The sequence below is a fragment of the Ruegeria sp. AF3 genome (assembly GCF_056536285.1).
In genome coordinates, this window is the sequence record NZ_JBQFJM010000001.1 from 2,313,764 (window position 1) to 2,333,775 (window position 20,012).

General features: G+C 57.9%; 23 protein-coding genes. 13 read left to right on the forward strand and 10 right to left on the reverse strand.

What is annotated here, in order from left to right:
• Nucleotides 1-5 precede the first annotated feature (5 nt).
• On the forward strand, nucleotides 6-638 hold the full coding sequence (locus tag ACR3FC_RS11655; RefSeq protein ID WP_480475007.1) for a hypothetical protein: 633 nt from the start codon (nucleotides 6-8) through the stop codon (nucleotides 636-638).
• Here ACR3FC_RS11655 and ACR3FC_RS11660 read toward each other — a convergent pair.
• Nucleotides 627-959 carry an AzlD domain-containing protein gene (locus tag ACR3FC_RS11660; RefSeq protein WP_209506607.1) on the reverse strand — a complete coding sequence of 111 codons (333 nt, stop codon included), beginning with the start codon at nucleotides 957-959 and terminating at the stop codon, nucleotides 627-629. The genes ACR3FC_RS11655 and ACR3FC_RS11660 overlap by 12 nt on opposite strands.
• Entirely contained in the window at nucleotides 956-1,666 is a 711-nt protein-coding gene (locus ACR3FC_RS11665; RefSeq protein ID WP_480475009.1) for an AzlC family ABC transporter permease, read from the reverse strand. The genes ACR3FC_RS11660 and ACR3FC_RS11665 overlap by 4 nt, the downstream gene beginning before the upstream one ends.
• Here ACR3FC_RS11665 and ACR3FC_RS11670 point away from each other — a divergent pair.
• From ACR3FC_RS11670 to ACR3FC_RS11690, 5 genes are all read left to right on the forward strand, one after another.
• Complete coding sequence (locus ACR3FC_RS11670; RefSeq protein WP_480475011.1) at nucleotides 1,665-2,603, forward strand: formate dehydrogenase accessory sulfurtransferase FdhD; 939 nt, start codon at nucleotides 1,665-1,667, stop codon at nucleotides 2,601-2,603. The genes ACR3FC_RS11665 and ACR3FC_RS11670 overlap by 2 nt on opposite strands.
• The gene (mobA, locus tag ACR3FC_RS11675) at nucleotides 2,600-3,256 is read left to right on the forward strand and encodes a molybdenum cofactor guanylyltransferase MobA (RefSeq protein WP_480475013.1); all 657 of its coding nucleotides are present in this window, start codon (nucleotides 2,600-2,602) and stop codon (nucleotides 3,254-3,256) included. The genes ACR3FC_RS11670 and mobA overlap by 4 nt, the downstream gene beginning before the upstream one ends.
• Entirely contained in the window at nucleotides 3,253-3,744 is a 492-nt protein-coding gene (gene mobB, locus ACR3FC_RS11680) for a molybdopterin-guanine dinucleotide biosynthesis protein B (protein WP_480475015.1), read from the forward strand. Before mobA ends, mobB begins: the two co-directional genes overlap by 4 nt.
• Nucleotides 3,741-5,810: a molybdenum cofactor synthesis domain-containing protein gene (locus ACR3FC_RS11685; RefSeq protein ID WP_480475017.1), complete on the forward strand. Its 2,070-nt coding sequence runs from the start codon at nucleotides 3,741-3,743 to the stop codon at nucleotides 5,808-5,810. The genes mobB and ACR3FC_RS11685 overlap by 4 nt, the downstream gene beginning before the upstream one ends.
• A gap of 80 nt (nucleotides 5,811-5,890) precedes the next feature.
• A complete protein-coding gene (locus ACR3FC_RS11690) occupies nucleotides 5,891-6,400 on the forward strand; it encodes a GNAT family N-acetyltransferase (protein WP_480475019.1) in 510 nt (169 codons plus the stop codon).
• Here the strand turns inward: ACR3FC_RS11690 and ACR3FC_RS11695 are convergent.
• The 3 genes from ACR3FC_RS11695 to ACR3FC_RS11705 form a co-directional block, all read right to left on the reverse strand.
• Nucleotides 6,397-7,392, reverse strand: a complete 996-nt coding sequence (locus ACR3FC_RS11695; RefSeq protein WP_480475021.1) for a hypothetical protein — start codon at nucleotides 7,390-7,392, stop codon at nucleotides 6,397-6,399. The two genes, ACR3FC_RS11690 and ACR3FC_RS11695, sit on opposite strands and share 4 nt — an antisense overlap.
• 14 nt (nucleotides 7,393-7,406) lie before the next feature.
• Nucleotides 7,407-7,877, reverse strand: a complete 471-nt coding sequence (gene greA / locus ACR3FC_RS11700; RefSeq protein WP_209506599.1) for a transcription elongation factor GreA — start codon at nucleotides 7,875-7,877, stop codon at nucleotides 7,407-7,409.
• A gap of 234 nt (nucleotides 7,878-8,111) precedes the next feature.
• Nucleotides 8,112-8,492 (reverse strand): VOC family protein, encoded by a 381-nt coding sequence (locus ACR3FC_RS11705; RefSeq protein WP_480475023.1) that lies wholly within the window; start codon nucleotides 8,490-8,492, stop codon nucleotides 8,112-8,114.
• 80 nt (nucleotides 8,493-8,572) lie between these two features.
• Here ACR3FC_RS11705 and soxR point away from each other — a divergent pair, with 80 nt between their 5' ends.
• The 4 genes from soxR to ACR3FC_RS11725 all read left to right on the forward strand — a co-directional run bounded on the left by soxR (nucleotide 8,573) and on the right by ACR3FC_RS11725 (nucleotide 13,438).
• Nucleotides 8,573-9,028: a redox-sensitive transcriptional activator SoxR gene (gene soxR, locus ACR3FC_RS11710; RefSeq protein WP_480475025.1), complete on the forward strand. Its 456-nt coding sequence runs from the start codon at nucleotides 8,573-8,575 to the stop codon at nucleotides 9,026-9,028.
• 136 nt (nucleotides 9,029-9,164) lie between these two features.
• The gene (locus tag ACR3FC_RS11715; RefSeq protein WP_480475027.1) at nucleotides 9,165-10,811 is read left to right on the forward strand and encodes an electron transfer flavoprotein-ubiquinone oxidoreductase; all 1,647 of its coding nucleotides are present in this window, start codon (nucleotides 9,165-9,167) and stop codon (nucleotides 10,809-10,811) included.
• 103 nt (nucleotides 10,812-10,914) lie between these two features.
• Nucleotides 10,915-12,627: a tetratricopeptide repeat protein gene (locus ACR3FC_RS11720; protein WP_480475029.1), complete on the forward strand. Its 1,713-nt coding sequence runs from the start codon at nucleotides 10,915-10,917 to the stop codon at nucleotides 12,625-12,627.
• Nucleotides 12,617-13,438: a 4-(cytidine 5'-diphospho)-2-C-methyl-D-erythritol kinase gene (locus ACR3FC_RS11725; protein ID WP_480475031.1), complete on the forward strand. Its 822-nt coding sequence runs from the start codon at nucleotides 12,617-12,619 to the stop codon at nucleotides 13,436-13,438. The genes ACR3FC_RS11720 and ACR3FC_RS11725 overlap by 11 nt, the downstream gene beginning before the upstream one ends.
• On the opposite strand, the gene ACR3FC_RS11730 is transcribed toward ACR3FC_RS11725, so the two are convergent.
• Complete coding sequence (locus ACR3FC_RS11730) at nucleotides 13,431-14,429, reverse strand: polyprenyl synthetase family protein (protein ID WP_480475033.1); 999 nt, start codon at nucleotides 14,427-14,429, stop codon at nucleotides 13,431-13,433. The two genes, ACR3FC_RS11725 and ACR3FC_RS11730, sit on opposite strands and share 8 nt — an antisense overlap.
• Before the next feature lie 56 nt (nucleotides 14,430-14,485).
• Between ACR3FC_RS11730 and ACR3FC_RS11735 the strand changes: the two genes are divergently transcribed.
• The 3 genes from ACR3FC_RS11735 to ACR3FC_RS11745 all read left to right on the forward strand — a co-directional run bounded on the left by ACR3FC_RS11735 (nucleotide 14,486) and on the right by ACR3FC_RS11745 (nucleotide 15,758).
• Entirely contained in the window at nucleotides 14,486-14,701 is a 216-nt protein-coding gene (locus tag ACR3FC_RS11735) for a putative signal transducing protein (RefSeq protein ID WP_050604033.1), read from the forward strand.
• Entirely contained in the window at nucleotides 14,698-15,462 is a 765-nt protein-coding gene (locus tag ACR3FC_RS11740; RefSeq protein ID WP_480475035.1) for a tRNA1(Val) (adenine(37)-N6)-methyltransferase, read from the forward strand. The genes ACR3FC_RS11735 and ACR3FC_RS11740 overlap by 4 nt, the downstream gene beginning before the upstream one ends.
• A gap of 131 nt (nucleotides 15,463-15,593) precedes the next feature.
• Nucleotides 15,594-15,758, forward strand: coding sequence for a YdcH family protein (locus ACR3FC_RS11745; protein WP_083445267.1), 165 nt, complete (start codon nucleotides 15,594-15,596; stop codon nucleotides 15,756-15,758).
• Here the strand turns inward: ACR3FC_RS11745 and yddG are convergent.
• The 4 genes from yddG to ACR3FC_RS11765 all read right to left on the reverse strand — a co-directional run bounded on the left by yddG (nucleotide 15,755) and on the right by ACR3FC_RS11765 (nucleotide 19,949).
• Complete coding sequence (yddG, locus tag ACR3FC_RS11750) at nucleotides 15,755-16,621, reverse strand: aromatic amino acid exporter YddG (protein WP_480475037.1); 867 nt, start codon at nucleotides 16,619-16,621, stop codon at nucleotides 15,755-15,757. The genes ACR3FC_RS11745 and yddG overlap by 4 nt on opposite strands.
• Nucleotides 16,618-17,565 (reverse strand): transcriptional regulator GcvA, encoded by a 948-nt coding sequence (locus ACR3FC_RS11755; RefSeq protein WP_480475039.1) that lies wholly within the window; start codon nucleotides 17,563-17,565, stop codon nucleotides 16,618-16,620. Before ACR3FC_RS11755 ends, yddG begins: the two co-directional genes overlap by 4 nt.
• A gap of 298 nt (nucleotides 17,566-17,863) precedes the next feature.
• Nucleotides 17,864-18,586 carry an acetoacetyl-CoA reductase gene (gene phbB, locus ACR3FC_RS11760; RefSeq protein ID WP_209506587.1) on the reverse strand — a complete coding sequence of 241 codons (723 nt, stop codon included), beginning with the start codon at nucleotides 18,584-18,586 and terminating at the stop codon, nucleotides 17,864-17,866.
• 187 nt (nucleotides 18,587-18,773) lie between these two features.
• The gene (locus tag ACR3FC_RS11765) at nucleotides 18,774-19,949 is read right to left on the reverse strand and encodes an acetyl-CoA C-acetyltransferase (protein WP_480475041.1); all 1,176 of its coding nucleotides are present in this window, start codon (nucleotides 19,947-19,949) and stop codon (nucleotides 18,774-18,776) included.
• Nucleotides 19,950-20,012 lie beyond the last annotated feature (63 nt).

Sequence of the window (20,012 nt, forward strand, 5' to 3'; positions counted from 1 at the left end):
CGGCTTTGCTCAGGATATTGACTGCGTGCCTTGTGGCCGCAACGTTGGCTGGTTGCGCTGCATCACAGCGCCCGCAAGCGGATCAGACTGAAATTACGTCCCGCTCCTATCGCGATCCGGGGCCATCGACCCTGACCTTGTACACGATGATCAGCACCCGGACTGGTTCGGGTGCGCATACGTCGCTGATGATCAGTGGCAGTGAGCGGGTTATTTTCGACCCGGCAGGATCGTTCCGGGCGGATGTTGTACCGATCAGGAACGACGTGCTGTACGGAATCACTCCGAATGTCGAACGTGCGTATCGCAGCAGCCACGCCCGCGAAACACATTATGCGCGCATCCAGACGATCGAGGTCACCCCGCAACAGGCCGAAATTGCATTGCAACTGGCCAAGCAGATGGGCCCGGTGGCTGGTGCTTTCTGTGCGAACTCTACTTCGCAACTGTTGCAGCAGGTTCCGGGGTTCGAACAGATCACGACTACATTCTATCCGGTCAAACTGTCGGATCAGTTTGGAGCGTTGCAAGGTGTTCAAACGGCGGAATACCGTGAAAACGACGACGCGGACCTGCAAAAGGGACTGGCGTTCAACAATGCGCGCCTGAACCAGCTGGACGCGGCTTCATCCAACTAGATACAGCAATGTGTAAAGTGTTGCCGCCCCGGTAAAAATGGCCGCCAGCACGTTCTTGGTTAGAATGCCCACAGACAATGCAACCGCTGCGGCCGACATACGGGGTATATCCGGTTGTCCTTCGGTGGCCGCAGGCCAAACCACCAGCGGCGCGATCAGTGCGGGCAGGATGGCCACGGCTGTATATCGAAGGTGACGTAACAACCAGGGCGGCATTGGGCGATCACCGACGAGACCGATGAAGGTAAAGCGCAAAGCATAGCTGCCCACCGCAAGACCCACGATGATGATCCATATTGTTGTCTGATCGATCTGGTTCATGGCGTGTTCCGCTTTAGCATCAATTCCGCCTGCGCGCCGGCCATCATCCCTGCCGCGCCTGCGATCAGCAGGCCCAGATTGAACGGCACACTCACGGTCAGCAGGGCAACGACAATGGCGACCAGGGCGGCGATGACATGGGCCAGCGTACGCATCATTGGTCCGATCATCGCCAGAAAGGTGATCGGCAGGGCAAAGTCCAGCGCCCAACTCTCTGGGATCTGAGCGCCCAGCACGGCACCCAGACAGGTTCCCAGAACCCACAGCGGTGTGATCGGAGTGACCGAACCCAGGAAATAGGCCATTCGCTGGGGGATCGTTAGATCAGGCTCTTTTTCGAACTGCACGATTGAACAGGCGTAAGACTGATCCACGATCAGGTAAGCCGCACATGCTCTTTGCCACAAGGGGGCGGCACCCAAGAACGGCGTCAGCGATGCGGAATACATCGCAACCCGCAGGTTCACTGCCAGCGCCGAAATCAAAACGATGATTGTAGGCGTTTCATCCTGCAGAAGTTGCAGAGCTGTGAACTGCGCCGCGCCTGCAAAAACGGTGACGGAGAAGGCAATGGTCTGCACGATATTCAGCCCGGCTTCTGTCGCGAAGACACCAAACAACAGGCCAAAAGGCACAGCCACGAAGACAAACGGCGTGCCTTCGCGAAAACCTTTCCAGAAGTAAGACTTGGATGTGGCAGAGGCCATGGCTAAATCCTATGGTGACGCCAGCAGCAGTATCGGTCTTGTGGAGGGGTTGCAATTGGTCACCGAAACCGACGTGTCAGACTATGTAATCGCTCCTGATCCGGGCGCGGCCCGCTTGACCCGTGCCGTCGAGGGGGTGGACCAGAATGGCGAGGTCAGTCAGATTTCAGTGGTTGAAGAGCGCCCACTGACGATCTTCCTCAACGCGCAGGAAATTGTGACGGCGATGACGATTGGCGACTATCCCGAATATCTGGCGCTGGGTTTCCTGCGAAATCAGGGCATGTTGCTGGCCGATGATGAGATTACCCGTGTCGATTACGATGATGATCTTGAAACCGTTGTTGTCCGCACCGCACGCGCGACTTCGTACGAGGACAAGCTGAAGAAAAAGACGCGCACCAGTGGCTGCGCTGTGGGAACGGTGTTCGGGGACATGATGGAGGGTCTTGAGGGCGTTCAGCTGCCGCAAGTGCAGGTGCGTACCTCGTGGCTTTACGAACTGGCGGCCAAGATCAATCGCACCCCGTCGCTTTATCTTGAGGCCGGGGCAATTCATGGGACTGTATTGTGCCGCGAAAACCGTCCGCTGGTTTATATGGAAGACGTGGGTCGCCATAATGCCGTCGACAAGATCGCAGGCTGGATGCTTTCCGAGGGGGCGACGGCGGAGGACAAGATCCTCTATACCACCGGTCGCCTGACATCCGAGATGGTGATCAAAACGGCGATGATGGGTATTCCTGTGTTGGCGTCCCGTTCCGGCTTTACCGCCTGGGGTGTCGAGATCGCGCGTGAGGTCGGCCTTACGCTGATCGGCCGGATGCGCGGACAGCGCTTTGTTTGTCTTTCCGGTGAGGAACGGTTGGTTCGCGATGTGGACCCGTCGGCGGTTGTGGCCGAAGACAGGAAACACCGGCGGAAGAGTAGCCAATGAGTGATGAAAACAGAAAACCTCTCGGCGTCATCCTCGCAGGCGGGCAGGCCACCCGGATGGGTGGTGGTGACAAAGGTTTATTGCAGATTGGCGGGCGGAGCCTGCTGTCCCATGTGGTTGATCGGCTGTCTCCTCAAGTCGATGGTTTGGCCCTGAACGCAAATGGTGACCCCAAGCGTTTCAGCGATTTGACGCTACCCGTTCTGCCTGACACGATTGAAGGCTTCGCTGGCCCTTTGGCCGGTGTTCTGGCGGGGCTCGACTGGGCGGCAGATCAGGGGGCCGACAGTATCGTAACGGCTGCCGCAGATACACCGTTCTTCCCGCGTGATTTGGTGGCGCGCCTGCAAGAGGCGGCAGAGGGGCAGGTGCATCCTCTGGTCTTGGCCACTACTCCGCGAACGGGCGACGAAGCGCTGAAATCCGGAGGGGGCAGGCGGGTTAACCGGCACCCGACATTTGGGCTCTGGCCTGTGGCTCTACGCGATGATCTGCGGGCGGCTCTGACGGACGGGTTGCGCAAGGTCGTGCTGTGGACTGATAAACATGACGGACGCGAGGCTATGTTCCAGGCTGACCCGTTTGATCCGTTCTTCAACGTCAATACACCTGACGATTTGGACCGCGCCCGGACACTGTTGGAGCAGGTATGAGAGTCTACGGTGTCACTGGCTGGAAAAACGCAGGCAAAACCGGGCTGATGGAACGGCTGGTGACCGAGATCACGGGGCGGGGTTTTACCGTCTCAACTGTCAAACATGCGCATCACGGCGTCGATGTGGACCAGCCGGGCACGGACAGTCATCGCCACCGCGTTGCTGGTGCCAGCGAGGTGTTGCTTGCGTCGGGGCAGCGCGTCGCCTTGATGCAAGAGCTGCGCGGTGCGCCCGAGCCAACTTTGGCCGAATTGCTGGCGCGGCTTTCCCCGGTTGATCTGGTGCTGGTCGAAGGCTTCAAGCGGGAAGGCCACCCAAAGATCGAAGCGTTTCGCGCCGAGGCGGGAAACCCTTTGATCGCGATTGAAAACGATACCGTTCGAGCCGTTGCCAGCGACACGGCGCTGGAACTGGATTGCCCGGTTTTCGACTTGAAAGATACTGTCAGGATCGCGGACTTCATATTGGATGAGGTCGGTTTGTGACCCTGTTCCAGACCTTTGCCATGGTGGACTGGTCTGGTGGAAATGACACCGGACCAACACCGCGCAAAGACGCGATCTGGGTCTGTATTGCGTGTGAAGGGCGGGCACAGGGACCTGAATACCTACGCAACCGGGCGCTTGCCGAGGCGTGGCTGGATGCCCTGATCCACACCGAACTGAAAGCAGGCCGACGCCTATTTCTGGGGTTTGACTTCCCTTTTGGATACCCGAAGGGTTTTGCCCGCGCGATGACCGGAACGGATGACCCCTTGGTCTTGTGGAATTGGTTCGAACAGCATGTCGAGGACGGTCCGAAAACGAACAATCGTTTCGACTTGGCAGGCCGGATCAATCGACAATTCGGAGGAAGAGGCCCATTTTGGATGAATGGCCTTGGGCGCGAAATTGATGGTTTGCCGCGAACCAAGACGGGCTATTCCAATCCGTTTTCCGACCGTCGTGCGGTTGAAGCCTCGGCAAAAGGCAGTTTCACCTGCTGGCAGATGGCGGGTGCAGGCGCGGTCGGTGGGCAGGTGATGATGGGGCTTCCAGTCCTAAGCAGGCTCCGCCATCGCTTTGCCGGACAAGTCGCGGTCTGGCCGTTCGAGCCGTTGGATAAACCCGTCGCCTTTGTGGAGATCTGGCCGTCGCTCACCTTGGGAGCGCAACCAGATGGGCGGATCAAGGATGCTTGGCAAGTCGAACAGGTTGCCTTGACTCTGTCGCGTTTGACAGAGCAGGAGTTGAATGCGCAATTAGATGTTTCTGCGGCAGAGGAAGGCTGGATATTGGGTGTTACACAGAACAAGCCGAACATAGCCCCGCCACCGTTGCGCAACGATTGTTTTGCGCTGCCAGCGGGTGTGGAGTGGACGCCGGTTGATGACGCCTTGGCCTATTTGCGCGACAGGTTGCATCCGATTACCTCGGTTGACACGGTCGCGCTGAATAAGGCGAGTGGGCGCATTCTGGCAGAAGATGTTACAGCCCAACGTTCCAACCCGCCGCAACCGAATACAGCCGTGGATGGGTTCGGGTTCGCTGGTCCGGTTTCAGATGGGCCACAGATCCTGCCGCTGGTCGATGGGCGCGCAGCAGCCGGTATCCCGTTTGAAGGTGACGTTCCCGTGGGCCAGGCATTGCGCGTTCTGACGGGTGCGGCGCTGCCTGACGGGGTGGATACGGTTATTCTGGAAGAAGATGTCACAGTTAAAGACGGGCATATCGCGTTCCATGGTCCGCTGAAAAAGGGGGCAAATACCAGGCAAGCGGGCGAGGATGTGGCCGCAGGCGATCTGGCCCTGCCTAAAGGACGCCGATTGACACCGGCTGATCTTGCGCTGCTCACCGCTTTGGGCATTGCCGAGGTGAATGTGCGCAAGCCGCTGCGTGTCGCCGTGGTATCGACCGGTGATGAACTGGTCGACGCCGGAGAACGCGCCGGACCGGGTCAGATATTCGACGCCAACCGCCCGATGCTGTTGTCTCTGGTCGAAAGGCTGGGGTTTGTACCTGTGGATATGGGGCGTGTTTCAGATGATCGGGACGCCCTGCGGGAACGGCTGGATCAGGCTGCGGAACAGGCAGATGTGATACTGACGAGTGGTGGCGCATCTGCTGGTGACGAAGACCACGTATCTGCCTTGCTGCGCCAGGCGGGGGCGATGCAACACTGGCGGATCGCCTTGAAACCCGGTCGCCCTCTGGCTTTGGGGTTGTGGTCCGGAACCCCAGTCTTTGGACTGCCCGGCAATCCCGTTGCCGCCTTGGTCTGCACCTTGATCTTTGCGCGACCGGCGCTGGGCCTGATGTCTGGCGAAGGCTGGATCGAGCCGCAAGGGTTCGAAGTGCCCGCTGCCTTTGAAAAACGCAAGAAACCGGGCCGCCGCGAATACCTGCGCGCGCGCATACGGGAAGGCCGGGTTGAAGTCTTCAAGTCAGAAGGGTCGGGCCGGATCAGCGGGCTCAGCTGGGCCGAAGGGCTGGTCGAAATAGAAGATGGTGCCCGGCATATCCAACCCGGTGATATGGTTCGGTTTATCCCGTATGGCAGTTTTGGGTTGTGAAAATAACGGTCTCACGCGGTTTTTCTGATGCGGAACGCCCACTGGTGGCGACCCTGTTCTGGCAGGCATTTTCGGCGAAAATGAACAAAGTCATGGGTCCGGATGAAAAGGGGCTGGCTTTTTTCGAAACTTCGTTGAACCCGGATTTCGCGCTTGTTGCACGGGACAAGGAAGACCGGATTTTGGGGCTTGCAGGTTTCAAGACACGCGATGGTGCATTGGCCGGAGGCGGAATGTCAGACCTAGCAAAGGTCTATGGCTGGCTTGGGGCCATTTGGCGCGCCCTCATCCTCAGCATTTTGGAGCGCGAACTGAAACCAGGCGTGTTTCAGATGGATGGCATATTTGTGGCCGCGGGCTCGCGTGGCAAAGGGGTTGGTACTGCCTTGCTGGGTGCCGTTAAGTGTGAAGCGCGGAAACAAAACATGTCAGTGGTTCAGCTTGACGTTATCGACACAAACCCCCGCGCCCGCGCTTTATATGAGCGCGAAGGATTTCGGGCTGTGGGTGAAGAAAAAACTGGGCCTTTAAGTTATGTGTTTGGTTTCAGCAGCGCGACCAAGATGTCTTGGATCGTTTTGCCTGATTAATCAAACGTCCCGGCTACGCGCCCCAGCAACATGAACGCCCGCGCGGTGCGGGTCTCACCCAACGCGCTCAGTTCTGCATCGCTTGCGGTGGGCTCGAACTCGGCCATCATCTTGTCGAAGCGGCGAAGAAAATGGTGGGCGGCGTCGCGAAAAATGGGATCCTGTTTCATCCGCGCAGCTGTCAGCGCCAGCGAGGACCGGTCGCGTACACCCCCCAGCGAGGCGACAGCGCGACCCCGCGCGCCCTGCGCGAACTGACGCCAGATTTCGGGCCGGGCCATGTCAGGACGCAGGTCGTCCATGTAGATGCCTTCCTGGCTGAGCAGTGTAAGAACATCCTGCGAGGCTTGCACGATCTGCGCCGTCTTGCGGTCTTTCAGCGCCACGCGCAGGGCGTTGAACCCTTCGGTGTCATTCTGAGTTTCCGGGAAGTTCAAGGCGCGGATAAAGATATCGGTGCTCAGCGGTGGCGCAATTTCTTCCGCAGATGTGCCCAGTTCAAGCGAGGTTTGAGCACCCGCAACGAGTGGTTTTGCAGGGGCGTAAGGGGGCGTTGTGCGCTTGGTCGAAAATGTTGCCAGCGTGCTTTCGGTTTTTCGCGTCGCGGCTGCGATCTCATCCAGTTTCTTTGCTACCGTAGGTTCGTAGGTGCTGGATGCGCGCTGCTGCTGCGCCACATAAGCCTGGCGGATCGCATCAATCGCAGTTTGCAGCCGCGCGCTTTCCTCGCGCATCACGCGGCTGGCACGCATGGCAGTGGCCGCGACCCAGATCATCGCCACAGGCATGAAAACGGCCAGAAAGGTGACAACAAAACCACCGCTCTGCGCCTTATCTGGCAACACCAGAAAAACAACCGACACCACCAGCCAAATCAGGCTGAGCACCAGTGCGGCAATCTCAATCTCGGTGACAGACGGCGCCTTTGGGCGGTCATAGATGCCCAGCGAAGTCGGTCTTTCAGTTTCCGGGTCAGGTTTGGGCCCCGACATTACATGCGCTCCGGTCAGGCGTACTTGATACTCAGAATTTCATAAGAGCGCACGCCGCCAGGGGTGCGCACCTCGACACTGTCACCTTCGTCCTTGCCGATCAGGGCGCGGGCGATGGGGGATTTGATATTCAAAAGGCCAGCTTCGATATTGGCTTCATATTCACCGACGATCTGCCACGTCTTTTCTTCGTCGGTATCCTCGTCAACCAATGTAACCTTTGCGCCAAACTTGATCGCGCCGGACAGTTTTGCAGGGTCAATTACATCCGCCAGCGACAGGATACCTTCCAGTTCCTTGATGCGACCTTCGATAAACCCCTGCTTTTCGCGGGCTGAATGATATTCGGCGTTTTCTTTCAGGTCGCCAAGTTCTCGCGCCGATGCGATGGCTTCGATGATCGCAGGGCGTTCGACGGATTTGAGGTTCTTCAGCTCAGCTGCGAGTGCGGCATTGCCCGCAGGCGTCATAGGGATCTTTTCCATACTCTCTACGTCCACGCATAAACTGACTCGCCCCGCCGCACAGAAGCGTCGGGGCGAGTCCTAGGTTGACGATTACCTGACCCAAATACCACGTGAATTGCAAGAGGTGTCAGCAGGTGCAGCGATCAATTCGCAACATCGTGCCGTCTGGATTGTTTCGGGTGTGGCCTGTGGCGATGGTCCGGTTGCCCGCCCTTGCACCATCGCCTCGAAGGCGTGCAGAGCCACAGCATCTCAATCATATTGAACCACTTCAAACTCGATGCCGTTGTCATCCCTGAAATAGAACCGACGCCCCGGTTCGTAATCGGCATGATTATGGGGTTCGAACCCGGCCTTGCGCACCTTGGCCTCGGTTGCGTCGATATCTTCGACCAGAACACCAACATGGTTCAGCCCGCCGACAACATCGTAGCTGCTTTCGACCAATGGTTTCGGCGCATCGGGTTTGTAAAGCGCAAGATAGGTGTGGGCCGATCCGACATGCACTGTATATCCGCCTGAGTTTGCGGGCCCTTCCCACCGTGTTTTCCAGCCAAAGACCTGCTGCATCCAGGCGGCTGAGGCCTGTGGGTCGCTGACAGTGAAATTGGTATGCTCAAGCGTTGCCATCATGGGATCTCCTTTTTGGCTTGTTTCGACTCACCGTAATTTCTAAACCTAACTTTAGGTCAAGGTATTTCTTCGAGGGTGACATGGCTGTTTCAGAAGGGTTGGCAATCGGGGTATTGGCCCGACGTACGGGGTTGGCCGTTTCAGCGATACGGTATTACGAAGCACAGGGTTTGATTGCGCCCTGGCGCAATGCGGGTGGGCAGCGACGTTACCAGCGGGCAGATATCCGGCGGCTGAGCTTTGTCATGATCGCGCAGCAGTTCGGCCTGACTTTACCTGAAATCCGCGAGGTCTTGTCGGGCTTGCCGGGAAAGCGAACACCGACACCGCAGGATTGGAAAGCCATAAGCGTGCGGTTGCGCACTCATCTGGACCAGCGAATCGATACCCTGATGCGATTGCGCGACAATCTGGACGGCTGCATCGGATGCGGATGCCTCAGCTTGCCGAAATGCAAGCTTTATAACCCCGATGACAGGGCAAAATCCCATGGTAGCGGCCCCAGATACCTGATGGGTGATGCACCAGAGGACTGATGTGTCGAATAGCGCCCTTGTTACGCCGTGTTTCGATTGACCAAAGTCTTTCTGACCATGTAATCAGCCGTGAAACAAAATTGCGCAGATCCTACAGTGACAGCGCCAATTCGGAAAGTAAGCTAGGGAGCCCGCGATGGCCGAGATTGAACGCGAAGCAATGGAATATGACGTGGTGATCGTAGGCGCAGGTCCTGCGGGCCTGTCGGCGGCCATTCGACTGAAACAGTTGGACGCGGATCTGAATGTTGTCGTGTTGGAAAAAGGCTCAGAAGTGGGCGCTCATATCCTGTCTGGCGCAGTTCTCGATCCCTGCGGGCTGGACGCTTTGATCCCGGATTGGAAGGCAAAAGGTGCTCCGCTGAACGTGCCGGTGCATGAAGACAATTTCTACATGTTGGGTGAGGCAGGCAAAATCCGAATCCCCAACTTCCCGATGCCGCCGCTGATGAACAACCATGGCAACTATATCGTGTCGATGGGCAATGTCTGCCGCTGGATGGCCGAGCAGGCCGAGGAGCTGGGCGTAGAAATCTTCCCCGGCATGGCATGTTCCGAACTGGTTTACGGCGATAACGGTGAAGTCAAAGGCGTGGTGGCCGGTGTCTTTGGTCTGGAAGCGGACGGCTCTTATGGCCCCAATACCGAGCCGGGTATGGAACTGCACGGCAAATACGTCTTCCTGTCGGAAGGTGTGCGCGGCTCACTGTCCAAGGAAGTCATCGCCAAGTATGACCTGTCTGCCGGCAAAGAGCCGCAGAAATACGGCGTCGGCATGAAAGAGATCTGGGAGATCGATCCGGCAAAGCACAAGGAAGGTACGGTCACGCACACAATGGGCTGGCCTCTGGGCGGCAACGCAGGCGGCGGGTCGTTCATCTATCATCTTGAAAACAATCAGGTCTATGTCGGCTTTGTGGTTCACCTGAACTACAAGAACCCGCACCTGTACCCCTACATGGATTTCCAGCGCTTCAAGCATCACCCGATGGTGGCCGAGCTGCTGAAAGGCGGCAAGCGCGTGGCTTACGGTGCCCGTGCGATCACCGAAGGCGGCCTTCAGTCGATGCCCAAGCTGGTGGCGCCGGGCGTGGCGCTGCTGGGCTGTTCCGCGGGCATGGTCAACGTGCCGCGCATCAAGGGCAACCACAATGCGATGCTATCGGGCAAGGCTGCCGCCGAGGCCGCCTATGACGCGATCAAGGCTGACCGTTCGGGCGATGAGCTGACCGCTTACGAGGCCGATGTTCGCAATGGCGCGATTGGCAAGGACCTGAAGAAGGTGCGCAACGTCAAGCCGATGTGGTCCAAGTGGGGCATGATCCCCTCGCTGGTGCTGGGTGGCCTGGACATGTGGACCAACACATTGGGCTTTTCGTTCTTTGGTACGCTGGGACACGGCAAGAACGATGCCCAGTCGACTGAGGAAGCCAGCAAGCACAAGCCGATCGATTATCCCAAGCCCGATGGGACGCTGTCCTTTGACCGTCTGACCAACGTGTCCTTTGCGGCAACCAATCACGAGGAAAGCCAGCCCTGCCACCTGCGCCTGACGGACCCGGATATCCCGGTCAAGGTCAACCTGCCCAAGTTCGACGAACCGGCGCAGCGCTATTGCCCGGCAGGCGTGTACGAAATGGTCGAGGATGACAACGGTCCGCGATTCGTCATCAACTTCCAGAACTGCGTTCACTGCAAAACCTGCGACATCAAGGATCCAAGCCAGAATATCACCTGGACCACGCCGCAGGGTGGCGACGGACCAAACTATCCGAACATGTAAGCAAAAAACCGGTAATGGCAGGGTCGTGAAGGCTCTGCCATTGCCTCTTGCCGACCGAAGCCCTAGCTTAACCGTCAGTCAACGATAGCAAGGCAGGATTTCGGTGGTTTCCCTGGTTCGTCGCGCGGCATTGTCCGTGCTGCTCATGTCGTCGGTCGCAGTTCCGGCCTTTTCAGAATCGGGTGCCGGTTCTTATCTGGCCGGGCGTCAGGCGATTTACGAAAGCGACTATTCTGCGGCGGAAAGATACTACGCCCAGGCTCTCAGGTTTGATCCGGAAAACGCGCTGCTCTTGGAAAGCGTTGTTGTCGCCCGCCTTGCGCTGGGGGAAATTGCCCGTGCTTTGCCTGTTGCAAAGCAGATCGAGGAAGCCAACATTCCAAGCCAGGCCGCGCGCATGGCGATTTCGGCCAATTTGATCGCAGACGGCAAGTTTGACGAACTTCTGGCGCGTGACCCTGAAACGCAGGGGATCGGTCCTTTGGTTGATGGGCTGATGATCGCATGGGCCCATCTGGGGCAAGGTGAAATGACAAAGGCCATGGATCAGTTCGATGCCGTGGCAACGCAGGAAGGCCTCAGGGAATTTGCGCTGTATCACAAAGCCATGGCACTGGCCTCTATCGGCGATTTCGAAGGTGCCGAGGTGATTTTTGCGGATAACAACGGCGCGGTTGCGCGGTTCTCGCGTCGGGCCGCGCTGGCCCGTACAGAGGTGCTGTCGCAGCTGGATCGCAACGAAGACGCCATACAGTTTCTGGACGATGTGTTTGTTTCCGGTAGCGATCCGACCATTGAAGCCTATACCGGCCAATTGACCGCGGGCGAGACGCTTCCGTTCACTCACGCGGGCTCTGCGCTGGATGGAATGGCGGAAATATTCTTTACCGTTGGTGCCGCATTGAACAGCGAGGCTTCGGCTGACTACGTCCTGCTTTACGCACGACTGGCGAGTTTTCTGCGCCCTGACCACGTGGACGCCATTCTGCTGAGCGCGGAATTGCTGGACAAACTGCAACAGTATGATCTGGCTGTTGCCGCCTATCGCATGGTTCCGGCCGGCAGCAATGACCACCATGCCGCAGAACTTGGGCGGGCCGAAATCCTGGACAAGTCCGGAAAAACCGATGCGGCCATTGAAGTTCTGCAAAACCTGGCGCTGCAAAATCCTGATTTGCCCAGCGTCCATGTTTCTCTGGCAGATCTTCAACGTCGTCAGGAAAACTATGCGGCTGCGGTTGCCTCTTATGACACTGCGATTGGTTTGACGGACAGTCAGGCAGGCGGGAATTGGTTCCTGCACTACGCGCGCGGCATAAGCCACGAGCGGCTGAAGCAGTGGGATCAGGCTGAAACCGATTTCCGCCGGGCGCTGGAGTTGAATCCGGATCAGCCGCAGGTGCTGAACTATCTGGGCTATTCTTTGGTAGAACGGAAAGAAAAGCTGGATGAAGCGCTGGACATGATCCAGCGCGCGGTCGAGGCCCGCCCGGATAGTGGCTACATCGTGGATAGTCTGGGTTGGGTTTTGTTCCGTCTGGGTCGTTACGAAGAAGCGGTCGAGCATATGGAGCGCGCGGTCGAGCTGATGCCCGTTGATCCGGTCGTCAATGATCATCTGGGGGACGTCTATTGGGCTGTTGGACGAGCGCGTGAGGCCGAGTTCCAGTGGAAACGGGCTCTGTCCTTCGTTGACCCCGAAGACACGGATGGCGAGGCTGACCCGGATCGCATTCGACGCAAGATCGAAGTCGGACTAAGCGCCGTTCTGGCCGAAGAAGGTGCGGAACCTTTGAAAGTCGCAAATGGAAATTAAGGCGTTTGCGCCCGCCAAGATCAACCTGACCCTCCATGTGACCGGACGTCGTAAGGACGGTTATCACCTGTTGGATTCGTTAGTGGTTTTTGCTGATCTGGGCGATCAGTTGACATTCACACCCGGCCCCGAGCTGTCTATGGACGTGATTGGGGAGTTTGCTGAAGGCGTGCCCACGGACAACCGTAATCTGGTCTGGAAAGCGGCCGAAGGCGTCGGCTGGACCGGGCATGTAGACCTGATCAAGTCGTTGCCCCACGGGGCAGGTATAGGGGGTGGGTCATCGGATGCGGCCGCCACGCTTTGGACATTGGCAGGGCAGGGATGTGACGTCCCGCCTGACTTGCCGTTGTCACTGGGGGCAGATGTGCCCGTTTGCCTGGAAAGCCGGGCGATCAGAATGCAAGGCATTGGCGATCGTTTGGCGGCGGTGAACCTTCCGCACTTACCCGCCCTTTTGGTCAACCCGAATGTGCCGGTGCCGACAAATGCCGTTTTCAACGCATTGTCGTCCAGAGACAATCCGCCGATGCCTGAGTTAGTCCCAGATTTTGTAGACGCTGAAGTCTGTGCCCTGTGGTTGCGTGATCAACGCAATGACCTGCAGGTACCTGCCATGGGCGTTGCACGTGAGATCGAGCAGGTTCTGGACGAGTTGAACATGACCAATCGTGCCCTTGTAACGCGTATGTCGGGCTCCGGCTCGACCTGTTATGCTCTGTACCCCACAATGAAAGACGCGCATTTCGCGGCCTATGAGATCGGTGCGGCGCATCCTGAATGGTGGTGCCGCGCGACGCAGCTTAACTAAGGCGCGAGACTACGTAATCGGCCAGTTCGCGCAGCAGGCTGCGAATTTCATGATCAGGTAGAACATCCAAAGATGCCTTTGCCTTGTTCGCCCAGCCCAATGCGTCCTGCCGAGTTTCTTCCAGCGTTGCGTATTTGTCCATCAGGCCCAGCGCATGATCCAGATCGCCATCCTGTTGGCGGCCCTTTTCGATCGTGCGCTCCCAGAAAGCGCGCTCTTCGGGCGTGGCCTGTGCAACAACCTTGATGACAGGCAGGGTCAGCTTTCGTTCGCGGAAATCATCGCCCACATTTTTGCCGGTTGTCTTGCTGTCACCCTGATAATCCAGCAGGTCGTCCGCAATCTGGAATGCGATCCCCAATGCGTCACCATAATCGAACAGAGCTTTGATCTGTTCTTCCGATGCACCGGCGATCACGCCGCCCACCTCGGTCGCAGCTGAAAACAAAGCTGCTGTCTTGCCGCGCACAACCTGTAGGTAAACGCTTTCATCTGTCCGCAGGTCGGTTGCAGCGGTCATTTGCAGCACTTCACCTTCGGCGATGGTTGCTGAGGCATTGGCCAAGATATCCAGAACCCGCAGCGAACCCGTTTCGACCATCAATTGGAAGCTGCGGGAAAACAGGTAATCACCGACCAGCACGCTGGATTTATTGTCCCAAAGTAGATTTGCGGTCGGGCGTCCGCGCCGTTGGGCGCTCTCATCCACAACGTCGTCGTGCAGAAGGGTGGCGGTGTGGATGAACTCGACCGTGGCAGCAAGGCGCACGTGGTGCTCACCTGAATAGCGAAACAGCCGCGCCGCTGCCAATGTCAGCATTGGGCGCAGGCGCTTTCCGCCCGCCTCGACCAGATGCTGGGTCACTTCGGGGATACGTGGGGCATGGTCCGACGCCATCCGGGCGCGGATCAACGTGTTCACAGCCTCCATTTCACCCGCCAGAATTTCAGCGAGGCGCTCATGCGGTTTTGAGATCATGCCGACGGTCATCACACTCCTGATACAAGGCTCGACTTTCGCCCAGCCTTGCCCTTACATCCATCCCCATGAAAGAACTATTGCGCAGTACCGATCCGACGATCCTGGCCTTTGCATCGGCTCTCCTTGAAGGCGAGGATATAGACTGCTTTCAGATGGACGTAAATATGAGCATCCTCGAAGGTGGGATCGGGATCTTTCCCCGCCGACTGATGGTTCGCGCCGAAGACTTGACCCGTGCCGAACGTGTGATGCGCGACAATGAAATTCCGCTGGGCCGATGAACCGGTTTTCCGATAGTGAACTCAGCTGCAATGATTTCCTGGGGGGCAGGATCCGGTTGCTGCAACCTCAGTCGGGTTATCGTGCAGGGGTAGACCCGGTATTGCTTGCCGCATCCGTTCCGGCCAGGGCAGGTCAGTCTGTGTTGGAGCTGGGGTGCGGTGCCGGGGCCGCCATTCTTTGCTTGTCCTCACGAGTGCCCGGCTTGCACCTGACAGGTATCGAGCTACAGCCTGCCTATGCGGAATTGGCTCGCAGAAACGCGGAAATCAACGGGATAGAGCTGGAAGTTGTCGAAGCCGACCTGACCGCTTTGCCCGAGGCGCTTCGGCAGCGCCAGTTCGATCACGTCATTGCGAATCCGCCCTATTATCGGGCGGGGGCGCATAGCCCTGCAAAGGATGCTGGAAGAAGTGTGGCCCTGAGCGAAGACACCCAGTTGGCCGACTGGATTGCAGTGGCTGCCAGACGCCTTGCGCAAAAAGGGTACCTGCACATGATCCAGAAAGCCGATCGACTGCCCGACATGCTGGCAGCGTGCCAAGGGAAATTGGGATCGGTAGAGTTGTTGCCGCTAAGCCCACGGACAGGGCGAGAGGCTGAGCTGATCATTCTGCGTGCCCGCAAAGGAGGGCGTGCGGCATTTCGCCTCCACCCACCTTTGATTCTGCACGCGGGTGAACGTCACGAAAAAGACGGCGAAAGCTATACGGATGCGGTATCGGCTGCGCTTCGGAAGGCCGCTGCCCTGCCCGGGTTCTGACGACGACCGGCAATGTCCAGCCGATTTTGTCGGATTTGTTTCAGATTCTGTGCGTCTGCAGCGTGACAGGGTGGAAACGATGTGATCAACTTCTTACGTGACATACAGACACGTATAAAAGGAGGATCGCAATGAGCGTGAGCGCACATCTGACAGAACTGAAGAAGAAGCACGAATCTCTCGGTCTAGAAGTAGAACAAGCCCAACGCTCGCCAGGCATCGATGATCTCCACATAGCCCAGCTGAAGAAACAGAAGCTCAAGCTGAAGGAAGAGATCGAGCGACTGTCTGCTTAAGATTTCAAACTGGAACGGGCCGCGATCAAGGCCCCGCCGGTAATCAGAGAAGCCGCGATCGCCAGCCCCCAGGATGGGGCAGCGATCCCGGCCATCACCAAAGCAAGTGTCGACAATAGCGGGGCCGCGTAAGATGAGGTCCCGAGCATTTGAATATCACCCTGCTTCACCCCGATATCCCAGACGTAAAAGGCCAGCCCAACGGGCCCAAGGCCAAGTGCCAGTACAGAAACCCACCCTAGTGTCGAGTCGGGCAGCACGGTGTCTTCCATGGCCAGATGCAGCAGACCCGAAGCCAACGCAGCCATCAGACAAAAGACCGCAACCGAACTGGTCGGTGTATCGCCCAATCTGCGTGACAGAACTGAATAGCCTGACCATGTCATCGCGCAAAGCAGGGCCAATGTGTATCCTGGCAGATGTTGCGCCTGAAAACCTGCGCTCCCGCCTCCGGTGATGATCAAAGCAGCCCCAGCAAAGCCAAGGCACGCCCCAATCAAGTGACCAGCGCGAAGCTGCTCGCCCGGTAGCAGGCCGGAAAACAGAACGATAAGAAGGGGCCAGAGATAGGCAATCAGTCCGGCCTCGGCCGCGGGGGCCATGCGTAGGGCTGAAAAATACAATGCGTGGTACCCGAACAGGCCCAATGAACCGAACAGGTAGGTCGTCCAGGGGATCTGTTTCAACCCGCTGAACCCACCGGTTGCGGCTGTCCAGATCAACCCAAGTGTACCACCAATCGAAAAGCAGATCGTGTTCAGCAGCAAAGGCGGTGTAGGTGCAGAGCCGACGGTCAAAAGCGCCAGCAAAGCCCATAATAGTACGGCCCCAAAACCGATGGCTGTTGCGCGCGTTTTGGTCATGATCCGGAAACCTCTTCGATCGGAACAATGTCGAACTCATCCGAAATATGCGCGGTCTTTTCAATCTCGGTCAGGAACCAATCCCGAAATGCTGCGATCTGAGGACGTTTCTCGGCCCCCGGAAGGCACAGGAATCGGAACCGGCCCTGCGTTTCCAGCGCGACCTTGAAGGGGGCAACCAGCCGACCTTCGGTCAAGTCCTTGAGGATCATGGCACGCCGTCCAAGGGCGACACCAACACCAGCGACAGCGGCGTCAATCGCGTGATCTGCGTTGGAAAAATGCGCCCCATGAGTGGGTGTGAAATCGATACCCACAGCGCGGAACCAGGCAGGCCAGTCGCAGGGTGGGGTCAGAAAGTTGATCGAATCGTCGTGGATCAACGGTGCGTCGCGCAGGCTGTCTGGCGTGGTGAATTGTTCCGCCAGCTCCGGGGTCATGACCGGAGTCAGCCACTCCTTTCTTACAGGTACGGAATACAGCCCCTCATCGGCGGAATTGCCAAACCGGATGGCAACATCCACATCATCCCGCTCCAGATCCATATTGCGCAACGTGGCCGAGAATTTCAGATCGATTTCCGGATGCGCACGGGCAAACTCGTAAAGGCGAGGCGCCAGCCACTTTGCGGTCAGCGCCGGACCTGCGGTGACGGTCAGTCCGGTGCCATCCTCCTGCCTGCGTACGGCACGCCACGCGGCTTGCAAGGTGGCAAAGCCTTCTGCCGCGCCGGGGGCCAGGGCGCGGCCCGCATCGGTCAGTTCCACAGCGCGGTTCAGACGGCGGAACAGAGGGCGGCCCAGATGCTCCTCAAGCGATTTGATCTGAAAGGACAGGGCCGCTGGCGTCACGTGCAGCTCTTCCGCCGCTTTCGCGAAGGACATGTGCCGGGCCGCGGCATCAAAAGCCCGAAGCGCGGTAAGTGGGGGCAGATAATCACTCATAGCCAAGAAATTCTTAACTGAAGGTTCAGGAAACTTCGTTTGTCACGGCTTTAAGTGACCTTCATATTCACATCAGGTCAAGCAAAACTGAATTGAAAGGCGGCTGCCATGATCGAGATGACAACAAATCCCGCCGCCCAAGTGGCGATCCTGCGCGCTCATGAAGAGCGTGGCAAGGTGGTCCGGCAGATGTGGAATTGGGTATTGGGTTCCCGCTGATCGCAGCGCGCGCGTTCTTACGGGATCAGAAAGGGCCGGTCCAAAGGGGCCGGCCCGTTTTTTTGTTCACAAGCCTGGATCAGACGAAGAACTGAGCACCGTTGGCCGAGATGGTCGAGCCGTTGATGAATTGAGATTCGTCCGAGGCCAAGAAGGTCACACAGCGTGCAATCTCTTCAGGCTCGCCCAGACGACCGGCAGGGATCTGGCCAATAATCGATTCGCGTACCTTTTCAGGCACCGCCATCACCATCTCGGTTGCGATATAACCGGGGCAGATTGCGTTGGCCGTGATGCCCGCCCGCGCGCCTTCCTGCGCCAGAGATTTCACGATGCCCAGATCGCCAGCTTTGGTCGCAGCATAGTTCACCTGAGCGAACTGGCCCTTCTGACCGTTGATGGAGCTGATGACGATGACACGGCCAAACTTGCGCTCGCGCATGCCAGGCCAGACAGGGTGCACAGTGTTGAACACGCCAGTCAGGTTGGTGTCGATCACGTCTTTCCACTGATCGGGTGTCATTTTGTGGAAAGGTGCATCACGGGTGATGCCAGCATTGGCGACAACGATATCGATGGGGCCAACCTCGGCCTCAACCTTTTCGATACCTGCTTTGGATTCGTCATAATCGGCGACGTTCCACTTGTAGGTCTTGATGCCGGTTTCTTCGGTGAATTTCGCGGCGGCTTCGTCATTCCCTGCATAGGTGGCCGCAACGTTGTATCCTTCGGCTTTGAGCGCCTTGGAAATTGCTGCGCCAATGCCGCGGGAACCGCCGGTAACGAGTGCTGTACGTGCCATTTAGGACTCCTCCAATTTTAGTCGCCTTGGTAATGCTGTTACTTTGAGAGATGCTTGTGCGCAATATTGTTTCGTCGTTAAGGTGTTTATTTCGGATGGCAATATCGTCGCATCTAAGGGGTACGACCCCAGTTTAACAAAAAAGGGCGTCCCATGGACGCCCTTTTCTATTTGGTTATTGGCGCACTTAGTCGCGCTCCACACACAGGGCGACACCCATGCCGCCGCCGATGCACAGAGTGGCCAGACCTTTCTTTGCGTCGCGGCGCTTCATTTCGAACAGCAGCGTGTTTAGAACGCGGCAACCTGATGCACCGATCGGGTGGCCGATGGCAATTGCGCCGCCGTTCACGTTCACAATCGACGGGTCCCAGCCCATGTCTTTGTTCACTGCGCAGGCTTGCGCGGCAAAGGCTTCGTTGGCTTCAACCAGGTCCAGATCGTCGACGGACCAACCTGCTTTTTCCAATGCCTTGCGCGAAGCGTAGATCGGGCCAACGCCCATGATCGACGGGTCCAGCCCGGCAGTTGCGTAGGACGCGATGCGAGCCAAAGGTTCGATTCCGCGCTTTTCTGCGTTTTGAGCCGACATCAACAGGGTCGCGGCGGCGCCGTCGTTCAGGCCCGAAGCGTTTGCAGCTGTGACCGATCCGTCCTTGGTAAAGGCGGGGCGCAGCTTTGCCATGGCTTCCATTGTAGCGCCGTGGCGGATGTATTCGTCCTTGTCCATCACGATGTCGCCCTTGCGGGTCTTGATGGTGAAGGGCACGATTTCGTCGACAAACTTGCCAGCTTTTTGCGCCGCCTCGGCCTTGTTCTGCGAAGCGACAGCGAATTCATCCTGCATGTCGCGGCTGATCTGCCATTTCTCGGCAACATTTTCCGCCGTCTGACCCATGTGATAGCCGTTGAAGGCATCCCACAGACCATCGCGGATCATGGTGTCGATATACTTCATATCGCCCATCTTGTGACCCGCGCGCAGGGCGGCGGCGTGGGGTGACAGGGTCATGTTCTCTTGGCCACCAGCGGCGACGATATCGGCATCGCCCAGCTGGATGTGCTGAGCGCCCAATGCGACGGCACGCAGGCCCGAGCCGCAAACCTGGTTGATTCCCCAGGCGGCGCTTTCCTGCGGCAAACCGGCGTTGATATGCGCCTGCCGAGCCGGGTTCTGGCCCTGAGCCGCAGTCAGAACCTGACCCATGATGGTTTCACTGACTTCGCCTTTTTCAATCCCGGCGCGCTCGACAACTGCTTCCAGGACGGCCGCGCCCAGATCATGTGCGGGGGTGTTCGCAAACGAACCACTAAAGCTGCCAACACCTGTTCGTGCGGCGGATGCGATTACTACGTTGGTCATATGATCAGTCCTTTACCGTCATTATCTGGCGGAATGTCTGACGGCGCAGGCCGAGAGTTTCCC